Source organism: Runella salmonicolor (genome assembly GCF_024158025.1).
Taxonomy (GTDB): Bacteria; Bacteroidota; Bacteroidia; order Cytophagales; family Spirosomataceae; genus Runella; species Runella salmonicolor.
This window is the reverse complement of record NZ_JAMZEL010000004.1, coordinates 272,617-291,700: the sequence shown is the minus strand read 5'-3', so window position 1 is coordinate 291,700 and position 19,084 is coordinate 272,617. Positions and strand designations below refer to the sequence as shown.

The following is a 19,084-nucleotide window of genomic DNA, read 5'->3' as shown; positions in this document are numbered from 1 at the left end:
CAAATATATATGGAATCTAACGAATCCCACCGGCACGACAACTCCAAAGTCACGGCAGCCGGGTTATTGATTGCACTCGGTATTATTTATGGAGACATCGGTACCTCTCCCCTTTATGTCATGAAGGCTGTCACCGGAACTACCAAGCCCATTGAAGAAAACGAAATTTTAGGTGCACTTTCTTTGGTATTTTGGACACTCACCCTTCAAACTACATTTAAATACGTTATTCTGATTCTCCGGGCCGACAACCGGGGTGAAGGAGGTATCTTTGCGCTTTACGCGCTGGTGCGCCGGCACGCCAAATGGATTACCATTCCAGCCATGATTGGCGGGGCGGCTTTATTGGCCGACGGCATCATTACCCCTCCCATCTCAGTTTCATCGGCTATTGAGGGGCTAAAAATCATCTACCCTGAGTTGCAGACCATTCCGATTGTCATTGCGATTCTATCGGCCCTTTTTTTAATTCAGGGTTTTGGCACAAGCGTAGTAGGTCGGGCTTTTGGGCCAATCATGCTTATTTGGTTTTTGATGCTGGCAACTTTGGGTTTCATTCACATCAGTGACGCCCCCGAAGTGCTCAAATGTTTTAATCCGTACTACGGTTATTGGCTGTTGTTTGAATATCCAGAAGGTTTTTGGCTTCTGGGGGCGGTATTTCTCTGTACCACTGGGGCCGAAGCGCTTTACTCTGACCTTGGTCACTGCGGGCGAGGCAACATTCGGGTGAGTTGGGTATTTGTAAAAATCGCACTTTTTCTGAATTACCTCGGTCAAGGCGCATATTTACTAAGCATAAAAGGACAGCCTTTGGGCACTCGTAATCCATTTTATGACCTTATGCCCGACTGGTTTTTACTTCCGGGCATCGGTATCGCTACCATGGCGGCGATTATTGCGAGTCAGGCGTTGATTACGGGTTCTTTTACGTTGGTCAGCGAGGCAATACGCCTCAATTTTTGGCCCAAAGTAAGGCTTCGTTACCCAAGTCTCCAAAAGGGACAGCTGTACGTTCCGAGCGTCAATTGGCTCCTTTGGGCAGGGTGCGTCGGGGTTGTTTTATATTTTAAGGAATCTTCTCGCATGGAAGCGGCCTACGGATTAGCCATTACACTAACCATGCTGATGACCACGCTCTTGATGTCTTACTACTTATACGCCCGGCGCTACAATGCATGGGGAATTGTACTGTTTTTTGTGCTCTATTTAGGAATCGAAGGCTCTTTTTTGGTGGCCAATCTACTCAAGTTTACACACGGCGGGTGGGTGTCTCTGATTATCGGCGGTGCCATTGTCTCTTTGATGGTCATTTGGTATAACTCGTTTTTTATCAAACAACAATTGACCGAGTACGTTAAACTGGAGAGATTTCTGGAATCATTGAAAGAGCTCAGTCGCGACGTAAGCATTCCCAAATACGCCACTCACTTGGTGTTTATGTCGAGTGCTTCGCGCATAAGCGAAATTGAGTCAAAAGTGATTTATTCTATCTTCCAAAAACGTCCTAAACGGGCCGACATCTATTGGTTTGTACACGTTGACACCACCGACGACCCTTACACAATGGAATACAAAGTCAGCATCATTGAACCCGACGACGTCGTCAAAGTCAATTTCTATCTGGGTTTCCGGGTAGAGCAACGCATCAATCTATACCTTAGAAAGGTGATTGAAGAAATGGTTAAGAACAAGGAAGTAGATATTACCAGCCGCTATGAATCACTCAACAAACACAATGTGGTCGGTGATTTTAGGTTTGTGGTACTGGAAAAGTTTTTGTCTTACGAAAACGAATTACCTTTGTTTGAACGAATCATCATGCAAGCATATTTTTTCATCAAACAATTCACCCCCAGCGAAGACAAATGGTTTGGACTAGATGCCAGCGCCGTGAAGATCGAAAAAGTGCCGTTGGTCATTCAGCCCGTAGAAAATGTCCTGCTTAAAAGAAGATATAATTAAATAGACCATGAAAATTCTGATTACCGGCGGCGCCGGCTTTGTAGGCTCTTCGTTAGCGATAGCATTAAAAACCAACTATCCTTCTTACGAAATTTATTGTTTAGATAACCTAAAACGAAAAGGTTCAGAACTCAACGTAGCCCGAATCTCCCAACTCGGAATCACGTACGTTCACGGTGACATTCGCAACAAAGAAGATTTTGATTCGCTACCAGCTGTGGATGCTGTCATTGAGGCATCTGCCGAGCCTTCTGTTTTGGCAGGATTGGACGGAACGCCCGATTACTTAATAAATACCAATCTTTTTGGCACCGTCAATTGCCTTAATTACGCCCTCAAACACCGCGCAAAATTCATTTTCTTGTCTACGAGCCGAGTATATCCCATCAAGACCATTGAAAAACTGAATTTTATCGAATCCGAAACCCGGTTTGAATTGACAGATGAACAACCCGTTAAAGGGGTTTCATCCAAAGGAATTGCCGAAGATTTTCCGTTGGACGGCGCCCGTTCTTTGTACGGAACCACCAAACTAGCTTCGGAATTAATCATTCAGGAATACAATGAATTTTATGGTTTACAGACCGTTATCAACCGCTGCGGCGTGATTACGGGCCCGTGGCAAATGGGCAAAGTAGACCAAGGCGTGATGGTTCTTTGGATTGCAAAACATTATTGGGAACAACAACTGGGGTATTTTGGCTACGGTGGCACGGGCAAACAAACCCGTGATATGCTACACGTGGCGGATTTATACCGTTTGATTGACTGGCAATTACATAATTTGGAAAAAGTAAATGGTGAAATTCTCAATGCGGGCGGAGGAAACGAAAGCAGCACTTCCTTGCAAGAACTCACCAAAATCTGTCAGGAAGTAACGGGCAAGACCATCCCTATCAAACAAGTGGCCGAAACCCGCACGGCAGATATTCGCCTGTATATTACCGACAATTCGAAAGTAACGCGGCTCACTGGTTGGGCCCCTCAGATTGGGGTACGCCAGATTGTCGAAGATATTACCGAATGGTTGGACCAAAATCACGTTGCTTTAGCACCAATTTTAAAATAAATTATTTGGTACAGAGTATTGAGTAAGAAAAACGTTAAGCCTCACTACTCACTACTCATTACTCATTACTCATTACTATCATGCACATCCAAGTTCGACATGCTACCAATCCGACGGATTTCAAACGCTACGATACGCACCGAATCCGTGAGGAATTTTTGATGGAGAAACTGTTCGTTCCGGATCAGTTCCATTTCGTTTATTCCCACTATGACCGCATGATTGTAGGGGGAATAAAGCCAGTAGGGCAATTGCATAAACTACCCGTTTATGAGGAACTCCGCGCTGATTATTTTCTTGAACGCCGCGAATTAGGTATTCTCAACGTGGGGGGCGATGGGTTTGTGATGGTAGGAGAAGAACTTTTTACACTTCAAAAACGCGACTGCCTGTACGTAGGAAAAGGCCACAAAATGGTTTCGTTCAAGAGTTTAGACCCAGAGTTTCCTGCTAAGTTTATTTTGATTTCAACGCCCGCACATCGTCTTGTGCCAACGGCCTTGATGAAAGCTGCCGATGCCATGCCCGTAGACATGGGCTCTCCCGAAAAAGCCAATACCCGTACGATTTATAAGTACATCCACGCGGGCGGCTTGGAGAGCTGCCAGCTCGTGATGGGCATGACGGCCATGAAATACAGCAGTGTTTGGAACACCATGCCGCCGCATGTCCACGACCGCCGTTCCGAAATTTACGTCTACTTTGACATGGAAGAAGACCAGCGTATTTTCCATTTTATGGGGGCTCCCGAAGAAACCCGCCACTTGGTAGTAGCCAACGAACAGGCCATTATTTCTCCTCCGTGGTCCATCCATGCTGGAGCCGGAACCACCAGTTATTCGTTTCTGTGGGCAATGGCCGGAGAAAATTATTCCTTCACGGATATGGATATGCTGACAATGAGTGAAATAAAATAAAATTTCAAAAAAACTAACCGTAATGCTTGGTTTTTAAGAAAAAAACACACAGTTTAGATTTACAATCGTTGAAGGTAGACTTCAATTTTAGAGATAGCGGTCTGGCGATGCAGACCGCTATTTTTTCCCCTTTTGAGTCCACAAATATGATTGTCAATTAATTGTTAAACTAAAACTGTGCGTAATTATGAGACTTCAAGTGCACGCGATCCACTTCGACGCAGATTCAAAATTGCTCGAATTTATTGAAAAGAAACTAGGAAAACTCGAAACATTTTATGACCGAATAACCAGTGGAGAAGTATACCTCCGATTAGATAAAAGTGAAAGCAGTAAAGTCAAAAATAAAGTTTTAGAAGTCAAAATCAAGGTTCCCAATGCGGAACTATTCGTCAAAGAAAGTGGCAAAAGCTTTGAAGAAGCCACCGATTTAGCCCTTGAGGCCCTCAAAATTCAGATAAAAAAATACAAAGCCAAACGGCAAGAAGTAGAAAACAAAACCATCAAAGAAGCCACTACCAATGGCTCAGAAGTAGCCGAAGAAATAGAAATAGAGGAGATTTAGAAAAGGCTACATTCATAAAAAGGGCGAATACGACGGGTATTCGCCCTTTTTGTTAGACTTCATCGCCCAAAAGTCTTTAATCTTGATTAACTTTGAAATACCATTACACTCCATCTACCCCAACTTCCTTTATGAAAAAGCTTTTCTTCTTATTGTTCTTCCTTATCGCCCAAGTTTCACTCCCTATTTTGGCTCAAGTGCAAAAAGCACCCAACCGAGCCGAAGGAGACGGCCCTCACAAACGACTTATCATCAGAGGCGTAACCATCATCAACAGCACGGGCTCACCCCCAATTGGCCCCATGGACATTGTGGTTGAAAACAACCGCATTGCCCAAATTCGTCAAGCAGGTTATCCAGGAATGCCCGCTGACCCCAAAAATGGCGTAAAAGCCAACCCAGGCGACAAAGAAATGAATTGCCAAGGCATGTACTTGATGCCCGGTTTTGTAGATATGCACGGCCACATCGGTGGTGTACAGCAGGGAGCCAATGCCGAATATGTGTTTAAACTCTGGATGGCCCACGGAGTCACGACCATCCGCGACCCATCTTGTGGGAATGGACTAGATTGGGTGCTGGACCAAAAAGAAAAAAGTGCTAAAAATCTGATTACTGCTCCGCGAATTAAAGCCTATACCGTTTTCGGACAAGGAGCTGCCGACTTTATCTCTACGCCTGAACAAGCCCGTGAATGGGTACGCCAAAACGCAAAAAAAGGCGCTGACGGCATCAAATTCTTCGGTGCCGAACCCGAAGTTTTTAAGGCCGCCCTCGACGAAAACAAAAAGCTAGGGCTTGGCTCTGCCGCCCACCACGCCCAAACCGAAGTAGGGCGCATGAATGCCTTGGCCACCGCTAGAGCTGGCCTGACAAGTATGGAACACTGGTACGGACTCCCGGAAGCACTATTTGACGACAAAACCCTCCAAAATTATCCAACGGATTATAACTACAACAACGAGCAAAACCGTTTTGAAGAAGCTGGTAAACTCTGGAAACAAGCGGCTAAACCCGGTACCGAAAAATGGAATCAGGTGATGGACGAAATGTTGAAACTGGATTTCACCATTGACCCCACCTTCAATATCTACGAAGCCAACCGCGAACTGATGCTGGCCCGCCGCGCCGAATGGCATGAGGAATACACGCTGCCTTCTCTGTGGCGCTTTTATGGCCCAAGCCGCATCTCTCACGGGTCGTATTGGCACAACTGGGGCACGGAGCAGGAAGTAGCATGGAAAGAGAATTATCGTCTGTGGATGGCGTTTATCAACGAATACAAAAATCGCGGTGGGCGCGTTACCACAGGTTCTGATTCGGGCTTTATTTATCAATTATACGGATTTGCTTACATCCGTGAACTAGAATTGCTCCGCGAAGCGGGATTCCATCCCATGGAGATCATCCGGGCCGCCACCCTCAAAGGAGCAGAAGCCCTCGGCATGGCCAAAGATATTGGCTCGATAGAAGTAGGAAAACTGGCCGATTTTGTGATTACCGAAGAAAATCCGCTCGCCAACCTGAAAACGCTCTACGGAACGGGGGCCATTCGACTCAATGAAAAAAACGAAGTGACGCGCGTGGGTGGCGTAAAATACACCGTCAAAGATGGCGTGGTGTACGATGCTAAAAAACTGCTGGCCGACGTGCGTAAGATTGTCGCCGATGCCAAAAAAGAAGAGAATTTTGAAATTACTCAGCCGGGCATTCCCCAAAAAACAGGAAAAGTATCGGGCAGTAATTAGTAGTAATCAGTGATTGGTGGTTTGTGGTTAGTTGGGAAGAATGTTTAACTTTGCAGTCTATTATTGAAGCTAATTGAGTGCTGAAATTGTCCCTAAGCACTACCCACCAATCACTAATCACCCGATGCTAACCGAACGAGTCAAAGAGATATTTCAGGAAATAGAACAGTTTGAAGTTGCCACCAAGGAGCAACTAGAACAATATCGTCAACGCTTTGTAGGACGCAAAGGCGTCGTCGAAGCCCTTTTTGAAGGGCTGAAAGACATTGCCAAAGAAGAGCGCCGCGCCGTAGGGCAGGAATTGAACGCTTTAAAAAATTTCGCCATCGACCGCTTCGCCGTCATTCAGGCCGAGTTTGAGGCCAACGACAGTGGCTTTAGTGGGCCGTCGGTTGATTTAACCTTGCCCGTCGTTCCTAACCAACTCGGCAGTATACACCCGCTCACCTTGGCCCGCGCCAAAATCATCGAAATCTTTGAGCGCATGGGTTTCAGCGTGGCCGACGGCCCCGAGATTGAGTCAGACTGGTACAACTTTACGGCCCTCAATTTCCCCGAAAACCATCCCGCGCGCGAAATGCAGGACACGTTTTTCGTGGCCAAAAATGCCGAAGACCCTACGCAAGATATGCTCCTGCGTACACATACCTCAAACGTACAAATCCGGATGATGGAACGCCAAAAGCCGCCCATCCGCGCCATTATGCCCGGGCGTGTGTACCGCAATGAGGCCATTTCGGCCCGCGCTCACTGCTTTTTCCACCAGGTAGAAGGCTTGTATATTGATAAAAACGTAAGTTTCAAAGACCTCAAAGACACGCTTTATCACTTCTCCAAAGAGATGTTTGACAAAGACGTAAAAATACGCCTCCGTCCGTCGTTCTTCCCCTTTACGGAGCCAAGCGCCGAGATTGACATTTGGTTGGGAACCGACACGGAAGAGACCTACCGTTTATCCAAAGGAACGGGCTGGGTAGAGATTGCTGGCAGTGGCATGGTAGACCCCAACGTCTTGGCCAACTGCGGCATCGACCCCGAAGAATACACTGGTTTTGCCTTCGGCATGGGTATTGAGCGCATTGCCCAGCTCCGCTACGGCGTTCGTGACCTACGCCTATACTCTGAAAATGATGTACGCTTTTTGCGTCAGTTTGAAGGGGTATAAATCCACGATTAAGGTCATCAAAAAAGGGTTGAAAACTAGTTTTCAACCCTTTTTTGATGACCTTTTTTAAGTTTTTATCTATCAATACTATCAAAATCACTTGGCTAAAACCCACCACCAATCCACTGCTCGTCGTCAAAGTCTCCTTCCAACTCGCCCGATTTAGAAACGAACAACGGGCGCGCCTTCACGGGGCGCTCAGGTTTGACCGTCATGAAGTTGCGGTATTGCTCATCCGAAATTACCTCCAACGAAAGCGCGCGTTTTAGCACAATCGGGAACGGAACCCGGAAAAAATCAGCAATATCTACGGCCAAAGAAGAAGAGATTTTGGTAATGCCCCGGTGAAAGAAGCTCTGCACTTCACTTTCGGGCAGCAACGCATCAAAAACGAGTTTTTCCGAACGTTGACACAAGGCATCTGGCTGTGAATAACTCATGTACAACCCCAACGAAGCCGTCAGTAATGCCGTGTAATAACAGCGCTCATAATCATTGGCCTTGGCATTCAAAAACACCCACCCTTTGTTTTGAAACAAAGCTGAAAAGCCGACAAATTCGGTTTCTACCGCGTGTAATTGCGCCACTTTGACCACTTCTGGATAAGGCAAACGGCGGCCTAACTGGCGGATAATATCCTGCCCCGACGATACATCGGCGGCCTCACCAGCCGGCTCCAATAGCCAATCGCCCGCCAATAGTCCCTGAAATAAACGTTCACCGTCGCGCTGGGCCGCGATTTGCCCCAAATGAAGCAACGTACGGTCTTGCAATCGGAAGTCAATCGGGACTTGATTTTCAGGTTGTTTTTTCTTCCCCATTTCACCTTAAAAGGTTGAGTATAAGACAAAAGTAGACGAATTTTGAAAATGTACAAACGAAAAAAACGACAAAAGGTGATAAATAAGTGTATTTTCAAATTGTCCAGTTTTCAAATTTTCAAATTAGAAGGGTAGCTTTGTACCAACATTTCAACAGACCACATATGACTGATCAACTTAAAACGGTTCCGCTCAACGACCTCCACCAAAAATTGGGAGCAAAAATGGTACCATTTGCTGGCTTTATGATGCCCGTTCGCTATTCATCCGACCTTGAAGAGCACCATTGTGTTCGCAACGGAGTAGGCGTATTTGACGTGTCGCACATGGGTGAATTTATACTTAAAGGCCCCAAGGCCCTCGACCTCATTCAGCGGGTATCGGCCAATGACGCGTCGGTGTTGTTTGACGGCAAAATCCAATACAGCTACCTGCCCAACGAACAAGGTGGTGCGGTAGATGATTTGCTCGTGTACCGAATCGACGAGGAGGAATACTTTTTGGTGGTCAATGCCTCCAATATCGAAAAAGACTGGAACTGGATTCAGAGCCATAATACCGAAGGCGTTCCGATGATTAACGCGTCAGATGATTTATGTCTTTTTGCCGTACAAGGCCCCAAAGCGGCCGAGGCGCTGCAAAAACTGACGAGTATTCACTTGGCAGAAATGGAGTATTATACCTTCAAAAAAGGGACTTTTGCGGGTTTACCGGATATTATCGTTTCGGCCACGGGTTATACTGGGGCGGGCGGATTTGAGTTATACATTCCCCGATACGCGGCCATTCATGTTTGGCACCATATTTTTGAAGCTGGCAAAGAGTTTGGCATTAAACCCATCGGCCTAGGTGCACGCGACACACTTCGCCTCGAAATGGGTTATTGTCTCTACGGAAACGACATCGACGATACCTCCTCTCCGCTCGAAGCAGGCTTGGGTTGGGTGACCAAATTCACCAAGAATTTCATTAATTCGGAAGCACTTCTCCAACAAAAACAAGCGGGATTACAACGCAAACTGGTTGGTTTTGAAATGATTGACCGAGGCATTCCGCGCGGCCATTATGAACTGTGCGATGCCGAAGGAAATGTGCTGGGCCACGTAACATCTGGAACCCAATCGCCTACCCTAAGCAAAGGCATCGGACTGGGATATGTCCCTACAGCTTACAGCAAACCAGGAAGCGAGATTTTTGTAAAAGTGCGCGAAAAATTGCTGAAAGCGCAAGTCGTAAAATTACCATTTGTAAAACCAACCGTATAACCGAAAAACCGTTTTATGAACTGTTCTTTTCGTTACGTTAATAATATTGTATGAAATCCATTGACGTCTGCCTGACCCCTGATTTATTACACCTTCATGCCATCGACAATAGCATTGTCGTTGTTGCCGACATTTTCAGGGCTACCTCCTGCATGGTCACGGGACTGGCGTATGGCATCGAAAGCATTACGCCCGTTGCTACGGTAGAAGAATGCTATGCCTATCAGCAAAAAGGGTATTTCGCAGCAGCGGAGCGCAACGCCTTGAAAGTAGAAGGATTTGAACTAGACAATTCTCCTTTTAGCTACATGGACGACCGCCTCGTAGGTGGGCACGTAGCCATGACCACCACCAACGGCACCTTGTCTATCACCAAAGCCAAAGCAGATGCCGTAAAGGTGTTGGTGGGGGCGTTTCTTAATTTAGGCGCCGTGGCCAACTACCTTCAATCTCAATCGTACGATGTGCTGGTGTTGTGTGCAGGCTGGAAAGGCCGCGTCAACTTGGAAGACACGCTTTTTGCGGGGGCGTTGGTAGAAGCCCTCAAGGAAGAATACATGATTGCCGAAGACAGCGCCCTGATGGCAATGCGGGCCTATCAGCAAGCCAAAGATGACTTATTGGGCTACGTGTCCAACTCATCACACGTACGTCGCCTGCAACGTCTCGGTATTCAAAAAGATATTTCGTATTGCCTCCAACGAGACTTGTACGATGTAGTGCCCATTTTGCGCGGAAGTACGCTGGTGGGTATGTGATGAAAGCGGAGAAAAAGAAAAGTCAGGAGAGATAAGCTCTCTCCTGACTGACTTTCTTCTACATTCTATCTGGTACTTCAATGCCCAATAGGCCCATTGCTTTTTGGATTCCGTCGGCTACGGCTTGTGAAAGCAGTAGCCGCGCTTGTTGGGCATCGGCATTGGGTTCTTGCAATATTGATACTTCTGCATAAAACGTATTGTACGCCTTCGCCAATTCGTAAGCATACTGCGAAATCAAGGCAGGCGAATAATTGCGCGCGGCATCGGCCACTCGCTCGGGGAATTGGGTAAGGCAAAAAATAACCTCTTTCTCCGAATCCGTCAACGGAACCGTCACGGCGGGTTTGGTCCACTCCACCCCCATCTGTACCGCTTTCCGCAACACCGAGCGAGTACGGGCGTGGGTATATTGAATAAACGGTCCAGTATGCCCATGCAACTCCACCGACTCGGCCGGGTTGAACAGCATTCGCTTTTGCGGGTCTACTTTCAACAGATAGTACTTCAAGGCACCTAAGCCTAGCATCGAGAACAGTCTTTGTTTTTCGGCCTCGCTAAAATCATCAATTTTTCCTTTGGCGTTGCCTTCCTCGGCGGCGGCGGCGGTTACTTCGGCCACCAGTTCATCGGCATCCACGACCGTTCCTTCCCGTGACTTCATTTTTCCCGAGGGCAAATCCACCATGCCGTAGCTCAGGTGATAACAGCCTTCGGCGTAAGCACGACCCAAGCGTTTAAGAATGGCAAACAAGACCTGAAAGTGGTAATCTTGCTCATTTCCGACAACCCAAATGGATTTATTGGTGTGAAAATCGGCAAACTTCAGGTCGGTTGTACCCAAATCCTGCGTCATATAAACAGAAGTTCCATCGCCCCGCAACACGAGTTTTTCGTCCAAGCCTTCGGCCGACAAATCAATCCACACCGAATTGTCAGGTTTTTGGAAGAACACACCCTTCGCCAAGCCTTCGTCTACGGCATCTTTGCCCAAGAGATAAGTGTTGGATTCGTAGTAGGTCTTGTCAAAACTGACCCCGATTTTTTGATAGGTATCGTTAAATCCAGCGTAGACCCACGCATTCATTTGCTTCCAGAGCGCAATCGTTTCGGCATCGCTTTGTTCCCATTTCAGAAGCAGTTGCTGGGCTTCGAGCATCCAAGGGGCTTTTTTCTCGGCTTCTTCTTTGGTCTTGCCTTCGGCTACCAAGGCTTCGATTTGTCGCTTGTATTCTTTGTCAAACAAGACGTAATATTTACCAATCAGGTGGTCGCCTTTGAGTCCAGTAGACTCGGGGGTTTCACCATTGCCGAGCTTGGCGTAGGCCAACATTGACTTACAAATATGAATGCCTCGGTCATTGACCAAACAGGTTTTGACTACGTCGTAGCCGTTGGCTTTCAAAATTCTGGACACCGAGTCGCCCAAAAAGTTATTCCGTAAATGCCCCAAGTGCAAAGGCTTATTGGTATTGGGCGACGAAAATTCGACCATGACCGATTGCCCATTGGGGGCCGAAAAACCAAAGTTTGGGTCAAGCGCCAAGGTATTGAGGGCTTCAATCCAAGCCGATTCGGCAATACTGAGGTTCAAAAAGCCCTGCACCACGTTAAATTTGCTCACCACGCCCGATTTTTCTACCAGATACTGTCCGAGGCTATTCCCGATTTCGACGGGAGGTTTGCGGAGGCTTTTGGTGTAGGGAAAAGTAACAAACGTATAAAAACCTTCAAAGTCTTTTTTGGTCGGCTGAAGCAGGATTGTTTCTTCGGCAACGTTATAAATTTCCTGCAATGCGCTTTGGATATACGTCTTGATAATTGATTCTATATGCATAATTCCGTATTCATTATTCCGTTATTCGTCGTGAATCGCTCATTGTTACCCTAAAAAGAATAGTAACCGATAAGGGTTTCAAACGAGTCGCAAAAGTACTTCAAATTCGTCAAGCAAATAATAATTTAATCGTATTTTCGTATCTTCAACCCCTCAGTGCGCACAAATAAGTTGATTTTAAATAAAGCGTTTGCTACTTTTATTGATAACAAGCGTTTATGATGAACTTCTAACCATTCGGCACTTAACAGTCAAGAAATGAAAATGTTGAAACAAATACTACGCTTATTGATGTTCACTGGTGCCCTGTATTCAGAAGCGCAGGCACAATTGGAACAATCTTTACGGTTGGAGTTTAAGGTCAGCCAAACCAACGATGAATATTTTGACGTTACGCCGCTCAACAAAGACGGTTTGTTGGTGACGCAGCGCAAAGAAGAATATTATGGCAACGAAAAATGGTCTTTTTTTCGTTTTGATACCCTGCTCAAACAACAATGGTCGGCAGAATATAAGTTATCTTACGAACTGCATCCCATCAAAACTTATCACAACCAAAACTACCTTTTTTGGCTGCTTCAAGAAACCGACAGCGACAAGCTGACCGTGCTGCGCGTGGACTTACACAACGGTGAAATCGAGACTTTTAAGGGAGATTTGTTGACCCGCGCCGACATTGTGCATTTCAAAGTATTGGGCAACACCGCTTTTATCGGCGGCTACCACCACAGCCGGCCCGTGGTCATGGCTTTTTCTTTCTTTGACAAAAGCATCAAAGCACTGCCGTATCTATACACCACCAACACTGAAATCAGTAACATCGAACTCGACGAACAACGCAATCAACTTAATGTGTTGCTCTACACCATCAAACGGGGCGATTGTCAATTTACCATCAAAACTTATTCGTACGAAGGCAAACTCATCAAAACAACGACGATGCCTTTTGAAGGCAACAACGGCCTGATTTCGGGCAAAATCTTGCCGCTCGACGAGGCTTCATCACTCATTGTCGGCAATTATGCGCAGGGCTGTACCCAATATTCGCAAGGGCTTTATTTCTCAAGAATCAAAGATGCCGAGCCGGAAAAACTGCAATGGGTTGATTTTTCTAAATTAGAAAACTTTTTTAATTACCTAAAACCCAAACGCAAACAACGGGTAGTAGAAAAAATTTCTAAGCGAAAGGAAGAAGGAAAAGAGCCTAAGTTTCGGTACCGATTGCTGGTTCATGAAGTTATTAAATCCAATGATGAATTCGTGCTAGTGGCAGAGGTGTACTATCCCGTATATAAAAATGGGAACATGTATAGTGGCGGTATGGCAGCCCGAAACCCCAACCGAGAATTTGACGGTTTTCGCTATACACACGCCATCGTTTGTGGATTTGACAAGGCTGGAAATCTGCTATGGGATAACTGTTTTGCCCTCGAAAATGTCGAAAGCATTGAGCTGCTGCCCATGGTTCAGGTCACCCGCCGCGATGGGTTGCTGGTGCTGGGCTATCCCAAAGACGGAAAGATTAACACAGAAGTGATAGAGCGCAACAAAATAGTGCGTGAAAAAGAGGCCTTTACCATCAAAAGCGCCGACGACAACGACCGCATTGTAGACAACGAGCGCGGACTTTTGGCAGCGTGGCATGACCATTACTTTTTGGCGTATGGTTACCAGAAAATCGGCAGCGAAAAATGGGTAGGTGCCCCGCGTGAAGTTTTTTACATCAATCGCTTCTCTTACGACCCCTACGCACCTCGTTTAGATGCCAAGGAAGAAACAAAAAAGGGAAAATCATCGGGGAATTAATCAGGCAATAATTTTTTCGTTAAAGCTTCTGACCGCCTGCGCGATTTCGGGCAAAAGGTCGGGGTTTTTCTCAATGCCGTTTCCAACCACTACCACATCGGCTCCCGCTTCAAGCGCAGATTGCGCTTTTTCGACGGAATTAATGCCGCCGCCCACAATAATGGGGGTATCTACCGCTTGGCGAACCGCCGCAATCATCTCGGCCGAAACGGGCTTTTGTGCCCCGCTTCCTGCGTCTAAATACATGATTTGCAACCCTAACAATTCTCCCGCCATGGCCGTACAGGCCGCCACTCCGGGTTTATCATGGGGAATCGGTGTGGTGTTGCTGATGTAAGACACCGTAGTGGCACGGCCACTCTCAATGAGCATATAACCAGTAGGCAGAATTTCCAATTTGCTTTTTTTCAACAGCGGAGCCGCAATAACATGTTGCCCAATGAGGAGTTCAGGATTGCGGCCCGAAATGAGCGATAGCAACAAAATAGCATCCGCCGACGGCTCTATGTGTAGGCTATTGCCCGGAAAAAGAATCGCAGGAATATGTGTGTGTTTATGAATAGCCGCAATAATTTCATCTGAAGCATACCGGGTAATGAGACTGCCGCCCACAAAGAAAAAATCGACTCCGTAACGCACACTTTCGGCGAGCATAAACGGAAACGACTCCAACTCTACCTTGTCGGGGTCGAGCAACACTGCGAACGCTTTTCGCCCGTTTTGAAGATTACTTTGAAGTTTCGTTCGTATCTGTGCCTGCATTCGTATTTTGCTGAGTAGCCAAAAAATCCATTAATTTTTGTCGTGCCAGTCCTAGTAGCCAAGTCGTTGCGTAAGAAGTAACGGCTTTGACGACCCACGATGTTTTTTCTGTATGACGCTCAATGCCCCCCGAAACGTTGCTCGTATTTTTTGCTTTTATTTCAGGCTCATCTTCCGGCAATAGCGCATCAACCAATAAATAAACCACCGCAATCACGCCACCGATGACCAACGCCTGCTTACCGATTTCGACGGCATCCACTTTTAAGTCTTCTATTTTTTCTTCCAACAGACGGCGATACCCTTCTGAGGCTGTTTGTAATTCGGTAATTCGGCCATTGGTGTCACCAAATGGCTCCTCAAAAGTCAGGATATTTTTTGGGAGTGAAGCCATTATGTGGATGTTTTTAAGTTGATTACTCGGATTTTAAGGGTGAATAACAGAGACAATTTACGCCAAATCCATTCAATTCCACTTAAAATCAGCTAGTAAATCTTTCTCAAAAGTCGTAAAAACCTACTAGAAGCCCAAAACTGAACCTAATTTTTAAAGAAATTGTAACGCAAAAGCGTCTAAGCGTGTACCTTTGTATGTTTGTATGGAGTAGTTAGTACATTGCATTGTATTTATTAGGACCAGAATATCTCTTATTTGTAACAAAAATTGAGTACTATCAATATAAAATAACCAATGCCACTCGACCAAGAATTTGATAAAGAGAATGCCACCGGCGACGAAATGAGTTTTATTGAGCACCTCGAAGAATTGCGTTGGCACGTAATTCGGGCCGTAGGGGCGATTTTAATTTTTACCATTGCCGCTTTTATTTACATTGAAGAAATCTATGACAAAATCATATTGGGTCCTTCCAAGTCTGATTTTTGGACTTATCGGATGCTTTGCAAAATCGCTGACTTTACGGGTGCCGAAGGGCTTTGCATCGAAAAACTAGACTTTGAGTTACAGAGTCGTGAGATGGCAGGCCAATTTACCATGGCACTACTTTCTTCGGTTATCATAGGTTTATTGTTTGCGTTCCCTTATGCTTTTTGGGAAGTATGGCGCTTTATCAAGCCAGGTCTTAAGCCTGCTGAGCGGCGCGTATCGCGGGGTGCGGTTTTCTACGTTACCTTTCTGTTTTTGTCAGGTGTTTTCTTCGGATACTATATTGTTTCTCCGCTGGCTATCAACTTTTTGGCCAATTTCCAATTAGACCCCCGCATCAAGAACCAATTTGACATTACCTCGTATGTAGGGCTGATTTCGGTATTGACGCTTGCCTGCGGGCTTACATTCCAGTTGCCAGTCGTTGCGTTTGTTTTGTCGCGAATCGGTTTTCTTAACCCTCGCTTCATGCGCGAATACCGCAAACACGCCTTTGTGGTTATCTTGATTTTGGCGGCGGTCATTACTCCTTCTCCCGATGTACTCAGTCAGGTATTGGTTGCATTACCTTTAACCCTTTTGTACGAAATCAGCATCTTGGTTTCGGCTTGGGTAGAGCGCACTAAAAAAGAAGACGCAGAATTGGAAGCCAAGGAAGAAGAAGCCAGTGCAATGGGTGAGCCTTGGAATCCTGATGCTGACATGTAATTAATCATGATTCAATTTACCGACATTTCTAAGTCCTTCGATGGACGCATGGTATTGGAGGATGTTTCCGGGACGTTCAAACCCGGCGATACAAACTTAATCATTGGCGGGAGCGGCACGGGTAAAAGCGTGCTGCTCAAATGCCTCATTGGTCTTGTCAAACCCGACCAAGGCAATGTACTCTACAACGGTCGCGATTTTTGGAACAGCGATGAAGACACTCGCAAGCAGATTCGCCGCGAAATGGGCGTTCTTTTTCAGGGGGGGGCATTGTTTGATTCCAAGACCGTGGCCCAAAATGTACGCTTTCCGCTCGAAATGCTCACCAACATGAGCGAAAGTGAAAAAGAAGACCGCGTAAATTTTTGCCTCAGCCGCGTAGGTCTTGAGCAAGCCGCGGGGCGGATGCCTTCCGAAATCAGCGGCGGGATGAAAAAGCGCGTCGGCATTGCGCGGGCCATCGTAATGAATCCAAAGTATTTATTTTGCGACGAGCCAAACTCTGGCTTAGACCCGCTCACGTCCATCAAAATTGATGAACTCATCAAGGAAATTACGGACGAATACCACATTACTACCGTCGTGATTACGCACGATATGAACTCGGTCTTGGAAATCGGCGAAAAAGTGATGTTTCTCTACAAAGGTCATAAAGTATGGGAAGGCGACAACACCACCATTACCCAGTCAAAAGTGACCGAACTGAACGAATTTATTTTTGCCAATAAGCTACTACGAGACATGAGCCGCCAATAAGGCTTTTCGATTTATTTACGAAAACACTTTACGGTAAATGGGCTTTCGGTACAAAAACTGCCCGTATAAAAGAGGGTAAAAAAGGTAATCTGTCAGGATAGAAGGCGTACGAAACTCGATTTCGTCCGCAATGATGGTATGCTCACCGTCTTTAATGATTCGGTGGCGATGCCGCCAATAACTTAAGAAAAACGGAAGTTTTACACCTTCATCAATAAAAAAAACCTCCTCAGCATTGCCTTGCTGCTCCGTAATTTTGCTGGTCCAGCGTTGTTTGAAAAGAAAAAAACTCAGTTCTAATTCCACCGTATTTCCTTTCAGGCACCCATCAAAGCGAACCACCCGAACGGGAGGAAAAGGAGGACTCAGTCGACGAAATAGTGTTTCATCAAAGCCTCTCCAAACCTGTAAGTAGGACTGCTGAACGGTAGTTTTTAGAATAAGTTTCATGACTATTTAACACGCCCTACTCAAAAAAGTTTTCTACTTTGCAGTTCAATTCACCAATACTTTTACCCTTATGCTGACCGTTTACGGAATCCCCAACTGCGACACCGTCAAAAAAGCAGTAACTGCGCTGAAAGAAAATCAACTTCCCTTCACGTTTCATGACTATAAAAAACACGGCATTTCGCACGAAAAGCTGACGCTCTGGCTCACCCAACAGCCCAAAGAAACCCTCATCAATCGGGCAGGAACCACATGGAAACAACTCTCTGACGAACAAAAAAACGCCGTGCAAGACAACGAAAGCGCCATTGCACTCATGATGGAAAAGCCTTCGGTGATTAAGCGCCCTGTCGTTGAAAAAGACGGAAAGATTGTGGCCGTAGGGTGGAAACCCGATACGCTGGCGAGCATCGCATAAATTAACCGTGTCTCCAGTGCCATTTATATATTGTTTGATACCCAGAAAATGAAGTTATTGACCGTATTCGGTACCCGCCCCGAAGCCATCAAAATGGCCATGGTGGTACGAAATTTAAGCCAAAACCCACATGTAGAGCATAAACTGTGCGTGACTGGACAGCACCGGCAGATGCTGGACCAGGTATTGGATATTTTTGAACTAACGCCCGACTTTGACCTCAACGTGATGCAGGCTGGGCAGGATTTGACCGATATTACGTGCCGTATTCTAACGGGCCTACGCACGCTTTTTCAATCTTATCGACCAGATGTTGTGTTGGTACACGGAGATACCACTACGTGCATGGCTACGTCGTTGGCTGCCTTTTATGCAGGCATTAAGATTGCGCACGTTGAAGCAGGATTGCGTACGGGTAATCTTCAATCGCCCTATCCTGAAGAGGCCAATCGCCTCATTACCGACCGTTTAGCCAATTATTATTTTGCTCCCACCGACCGCAACGTACAGGCGCTATTAAAAGAAGGCATTGCTCCTGAACTCATCTTAAAAACGGGCAATACCGTCATTGATTCTTTACTCTACGTCAGCCAACGAGCCACGCGTTTTTCTGATGATATTCCGCTTTCTGTGCAACACATTTTTGAATCAGGTCGGAAAATTTTGCTCGTGACTGGGCATCGTCGTGAGAACTTCGGTGATGGCTTTATCCAAATTTGTGACGCATTACGTCATTTGGCCGAGAAATACCCAGACCTAGAAATCGTGTACCCCGTTCACCTCAATCCCAACGTTCAGCAGCCAGTTTATGACCGATTGGGCAACCTACCCAACGTACATTTACCAGCGCCGATGGATTACACCAATTTTGTGTACGCCATGAAAAAAAGCTGGGCCATTCTGACCGATTCGGGTGGAGTGCAAGAAGAAGCTCCGAGTTTAGGAAAGCCCGTTTTGGTCATGCGCGACACCACCGAGCGCCCCGAAGCCATCGATGCGGGTACCGTTAAGCTTGTGGGTGCCAATCGCGACTCTATTATACAATCGGTCAGTGAGTTGTGCGAAAACGAAACCCTTTACCAGCAAATGTCGGAGGCCAATAATCCCTACGGCGACGGCTTGGCAAGTGAGCGAATAGCGGCATTTTTGAGAGGGTTATAAAATTAAGCATCATAAAATGCCTATATC

Annotated in this window: 18 protein-coding genes; 13 read left to right on the top strand and 5 right to left on the bottom strand. The window is 46.2% G+C overall.

Annotated features, from left to right (window positions below; translation table 11 throughout):
- The first annotated feature begins 9 nt into the window (after positions 1-9).
- The 6 genes from NCI00_RS12630 to pheS all read left to right on the top strand — a co-directional run bounded on the left by NCI00_RS12630 (position 10) and on the right by pheS (position 7,429).
- On the top strand, positions 10-1,965 hold the full coding sequence (locus NCI00_RS12630) for a KUP/HAK/KT family potassium transporter (protein WP_253528033.1): 1,956 nt from the start codon (positions 10-12) through the stop codon (positions 1,963-1,965).
- 7 nt (positions 1,966-1,972) lie between these two features.
- Complete coding sequence (locus tag NCI00_RS12625) at positions 1,973-3,034, top strand: NAD-dependent epimerase/dehydratase family protein (RefSeq protein WP_253528032.1); 1,062 nt, start codon at positions 1,973-1,975, stop codon at positions 3,032-3,034.
- Between the two features lie 80 nt (positions 3,035-3,114).
- Positions 3,115-3,951 (top strand): 5-dehydro-4-deoxy-D-glucuronate isomerase, encoded by an 837-nt coding sequence (kduI, locus tag NCI00_RS12620; RefSeq protein WP_114068591.1) that lies wholly within the window; start codon positions 3,115-3,117, stop codon positions 3,949-3,951.
- A 187-nt stretch (positions 3,952-4,138) separates the two neighbouring features.
- Positions 4,139-4,516 carry a ribosome hibernation-promoting factor, HPF/YfiA family gene (gene hpf / locus NCI00_RS12615; protein WP_114068590.1) on the top strand — a complete coding sequence of 126 codons (378 nt, stop codon included), beginning with the start codon at positions 4,139-4,141 and terminating at the stop codon, positions 4,514-4,516.
- A gap of 131 nt (positions 4,517-4,647) precedes the next feature.
- Positions 4,648-6,264, top strand: a complete 1,617-nt coding sequence (locus tag NCI00_RS12610; protein ID WP_253528031.1) for an amidohydrolase family protein — start codon at positions 4,648-4,650, stop codon at positions 6,262-6,264.
- A 124-nt stretch (positions 6,265-6,388) separates the two neighbouring features.
- Entirely contained in the window at positions 6,389-7,429 is a 1,041-nt protein-coding gene (gene pheS, locus NCI00_RS12605) for a phenylalanine--tRNA ligase subunit alpha (RefSeq protein ID WP_253528029.1), read from the top strand.
- A gap of 104 nt (positions 7,430-7,533) precedes the next feature.
- On the opposite strand, the gene NCI00_RS12600 is transcribed toward pheS, so the two are convergent.
- Complete coding sequence (locus NCI00_RS12600) at positions 7,534-8,250, bottom strand: hypothetical protein (RefSeq protein WP_166558592.1); 717 nt, start codon at positions 8,248-8,250, stop codon at positions 7,534-7,536.
- 164 nt (positions 8,251-8,414) lie between these two features.
- On the opposite strand from NCI00_RS12600, the gene gcvT reads away from it, so the two are divergent.
- Together gcvT and NCI00_RS12590 are read left to right on the top strand one after the other, a co-directional pair.
- On the top strand, positions 8,415-9,515 hold the full coding sequence (gcvT, locus tag NCI00_RS12595) for a glycine cleavage system aminomethyltransferase GcvT (RefSeq protein WP_114068586.1): 1,101 nt from the start codon (positions 8,415-8,417) through the stop codon (positions 9,513-9,515).
- A gap of 50 nt (positions 9,516-9,565) precedes the next feature.
- The gene (locus tag NCI00_RS12590; protein ID WP_253528027.1) at positions 9,566-10,273 is read left to right on the top strand and encodes a 2-phosphosulfolactate phosphatase; all 708 of its coding nucleotides are present in this window, start codon (positions 9,566-9,568) and stop codon (positions 10,271-10,273) included.
- Positions 10,274-10,331: 58 nt separating this feature from the next.
- Here NCI00_RS12590 and argS read toward each other — a convergent pair whose 3' ends face one another.
- Complete coding sequence (gene argS / locus NCI00_RS12585) at positions 10,332-12,110, bottom strand: arginine--tRNA ligase (protein ID WP_253528025.1); 1,779 nt, start codon at positions 12,108-12,110, stop codon at positions 10,332-10,334.
- Positions 12,111-12,374: 264 nt separating this feature from the next.
- On the opposite strand from argS, the gene NCI00_RS12580 reads away from it, so the two are divergent.
- Positions 12,375-13,916, top strand: a complete 1,542-nt coding sequence (locus NCI00_RS12580; protein WP_253528023.1) for a hypothetical protein — start codon at positions 12,375-12,377, stop codon at positions 13,914-13,916.
- Here the strand turns inward: NCI00_RS12580 and NCI00_RS12575 are convergent, their stop codons facing one another.
- Together NCI00_RS12575 and NCI00_RS12570 are read right to left on the bottom strand one after the other, a co-directional pair.
- Positions 13,917-14,678, bottom strand: coding sequence for a phosphoglycerol geranylgeranyltransferase (locus NCI00_RS12575; protein ID WP_114463998.1), 762 nt, complete (start codon positions 14,676-14,678; stop codon positions 13,917-13,919).
- Positions 14,644-15,072, bottom strand: a complete 429-nt coding sequence (locus tag NCI00_RS12570; protein WP_253528021.1) for a hypothetical protein — start codon at positions 15,070-15,072, stop codon at positions 14,644-14,646. The genes NCI00_RS12575 and NCI00_RS12570 overlap by 35 nt, the downstream gene beginning before the upstream one ends.
- A 297-nt stretch (positions 15,073-15,369) precedes the next feature.
- Between NCI00_RS12570 and tatC the strand changes: the two genes are divergently transcribed.
- Both tatC and NCI00_RS12560 read left to right on the top strand, forming a co-directional pair.
- Entirely contained in the window at positions 15,370-16,272 is a 903-nt protein-coding gene (gene tatC, locus NCI00_RS12565) for a twin-arginine translocase subunit TatC (RefSeq protein WP_166558587.1), read from the top strand.
- A gap of 6 nt (positions 16,273-16,278) precedes the next feature.
- Positions 16,279-17,028 (top strand): ABC transporter ATP-binding protein, encoded by a 750-nt coding sequence (locus tag NCI00_RS12560; RefSeq protein ID WP_253528018.1) that lies wholly within the window; start codon positions 16,279-16,281, stop codon positions 17,026-17,028.
- 15 nt (positions 17,029-17,043) lie between these two features.
- On the opposite strand, the gene NCI00_RS12555 is transcribed toward NCI00_RS12560, so the two are convergent.
- Positions 17,044-17,478 (bottom strand): SRPBCC family protein, encoded by a 435-nt coding sequence (locus tag NCI00_RS12555; protein WP_253528016.1) that lies wholly within the window; start codon positions 17,476-17,478, stop codon positions 17,044-17,046.
- A gap of 70 nt (positions 17,479-17,548) precedes the next feature.
- Here NCI00_RS12555 and NCI00_RS12550 point away from each other — a divergent pair, with 70 nt between their 5' ends.
- Together NCI00_RS12550 and wecB are read left to right on the top strand one after the other, a co-directional pair.
- The gene (locus NCI00_RS12550; RefSeq protein ID WP_253528014.1) at positions 17,549-17,896 is read left to right on the top strand and encodes an arsenate reductase; all 348 of its coding nucleotides are present in this window, start codon (positions 17,549-17,551) and stop codon (positions 17,894-17,896) included.
- A gap of 48 nt (positions 17,897-17,944) precedes the next feature.
- Positions 17,945-19,057 carry a non-hydrolyzing UDP-N-acetylglucosamine 2-epimerase gene (wecB, locus tag NCI00_RS12545; RefSeq protein ID WP_253528012.1) on the top strand — a complete coding sequence of 371 codons (1,113 nt, stop codon included), beginning with the start codon at positions 17,945-17,947 and terminating at the stop codon, positions 19,055-19,057.
- The last annotated feature ends 27 nt before the right edge of the window (positions 19,058-19,084 follow it).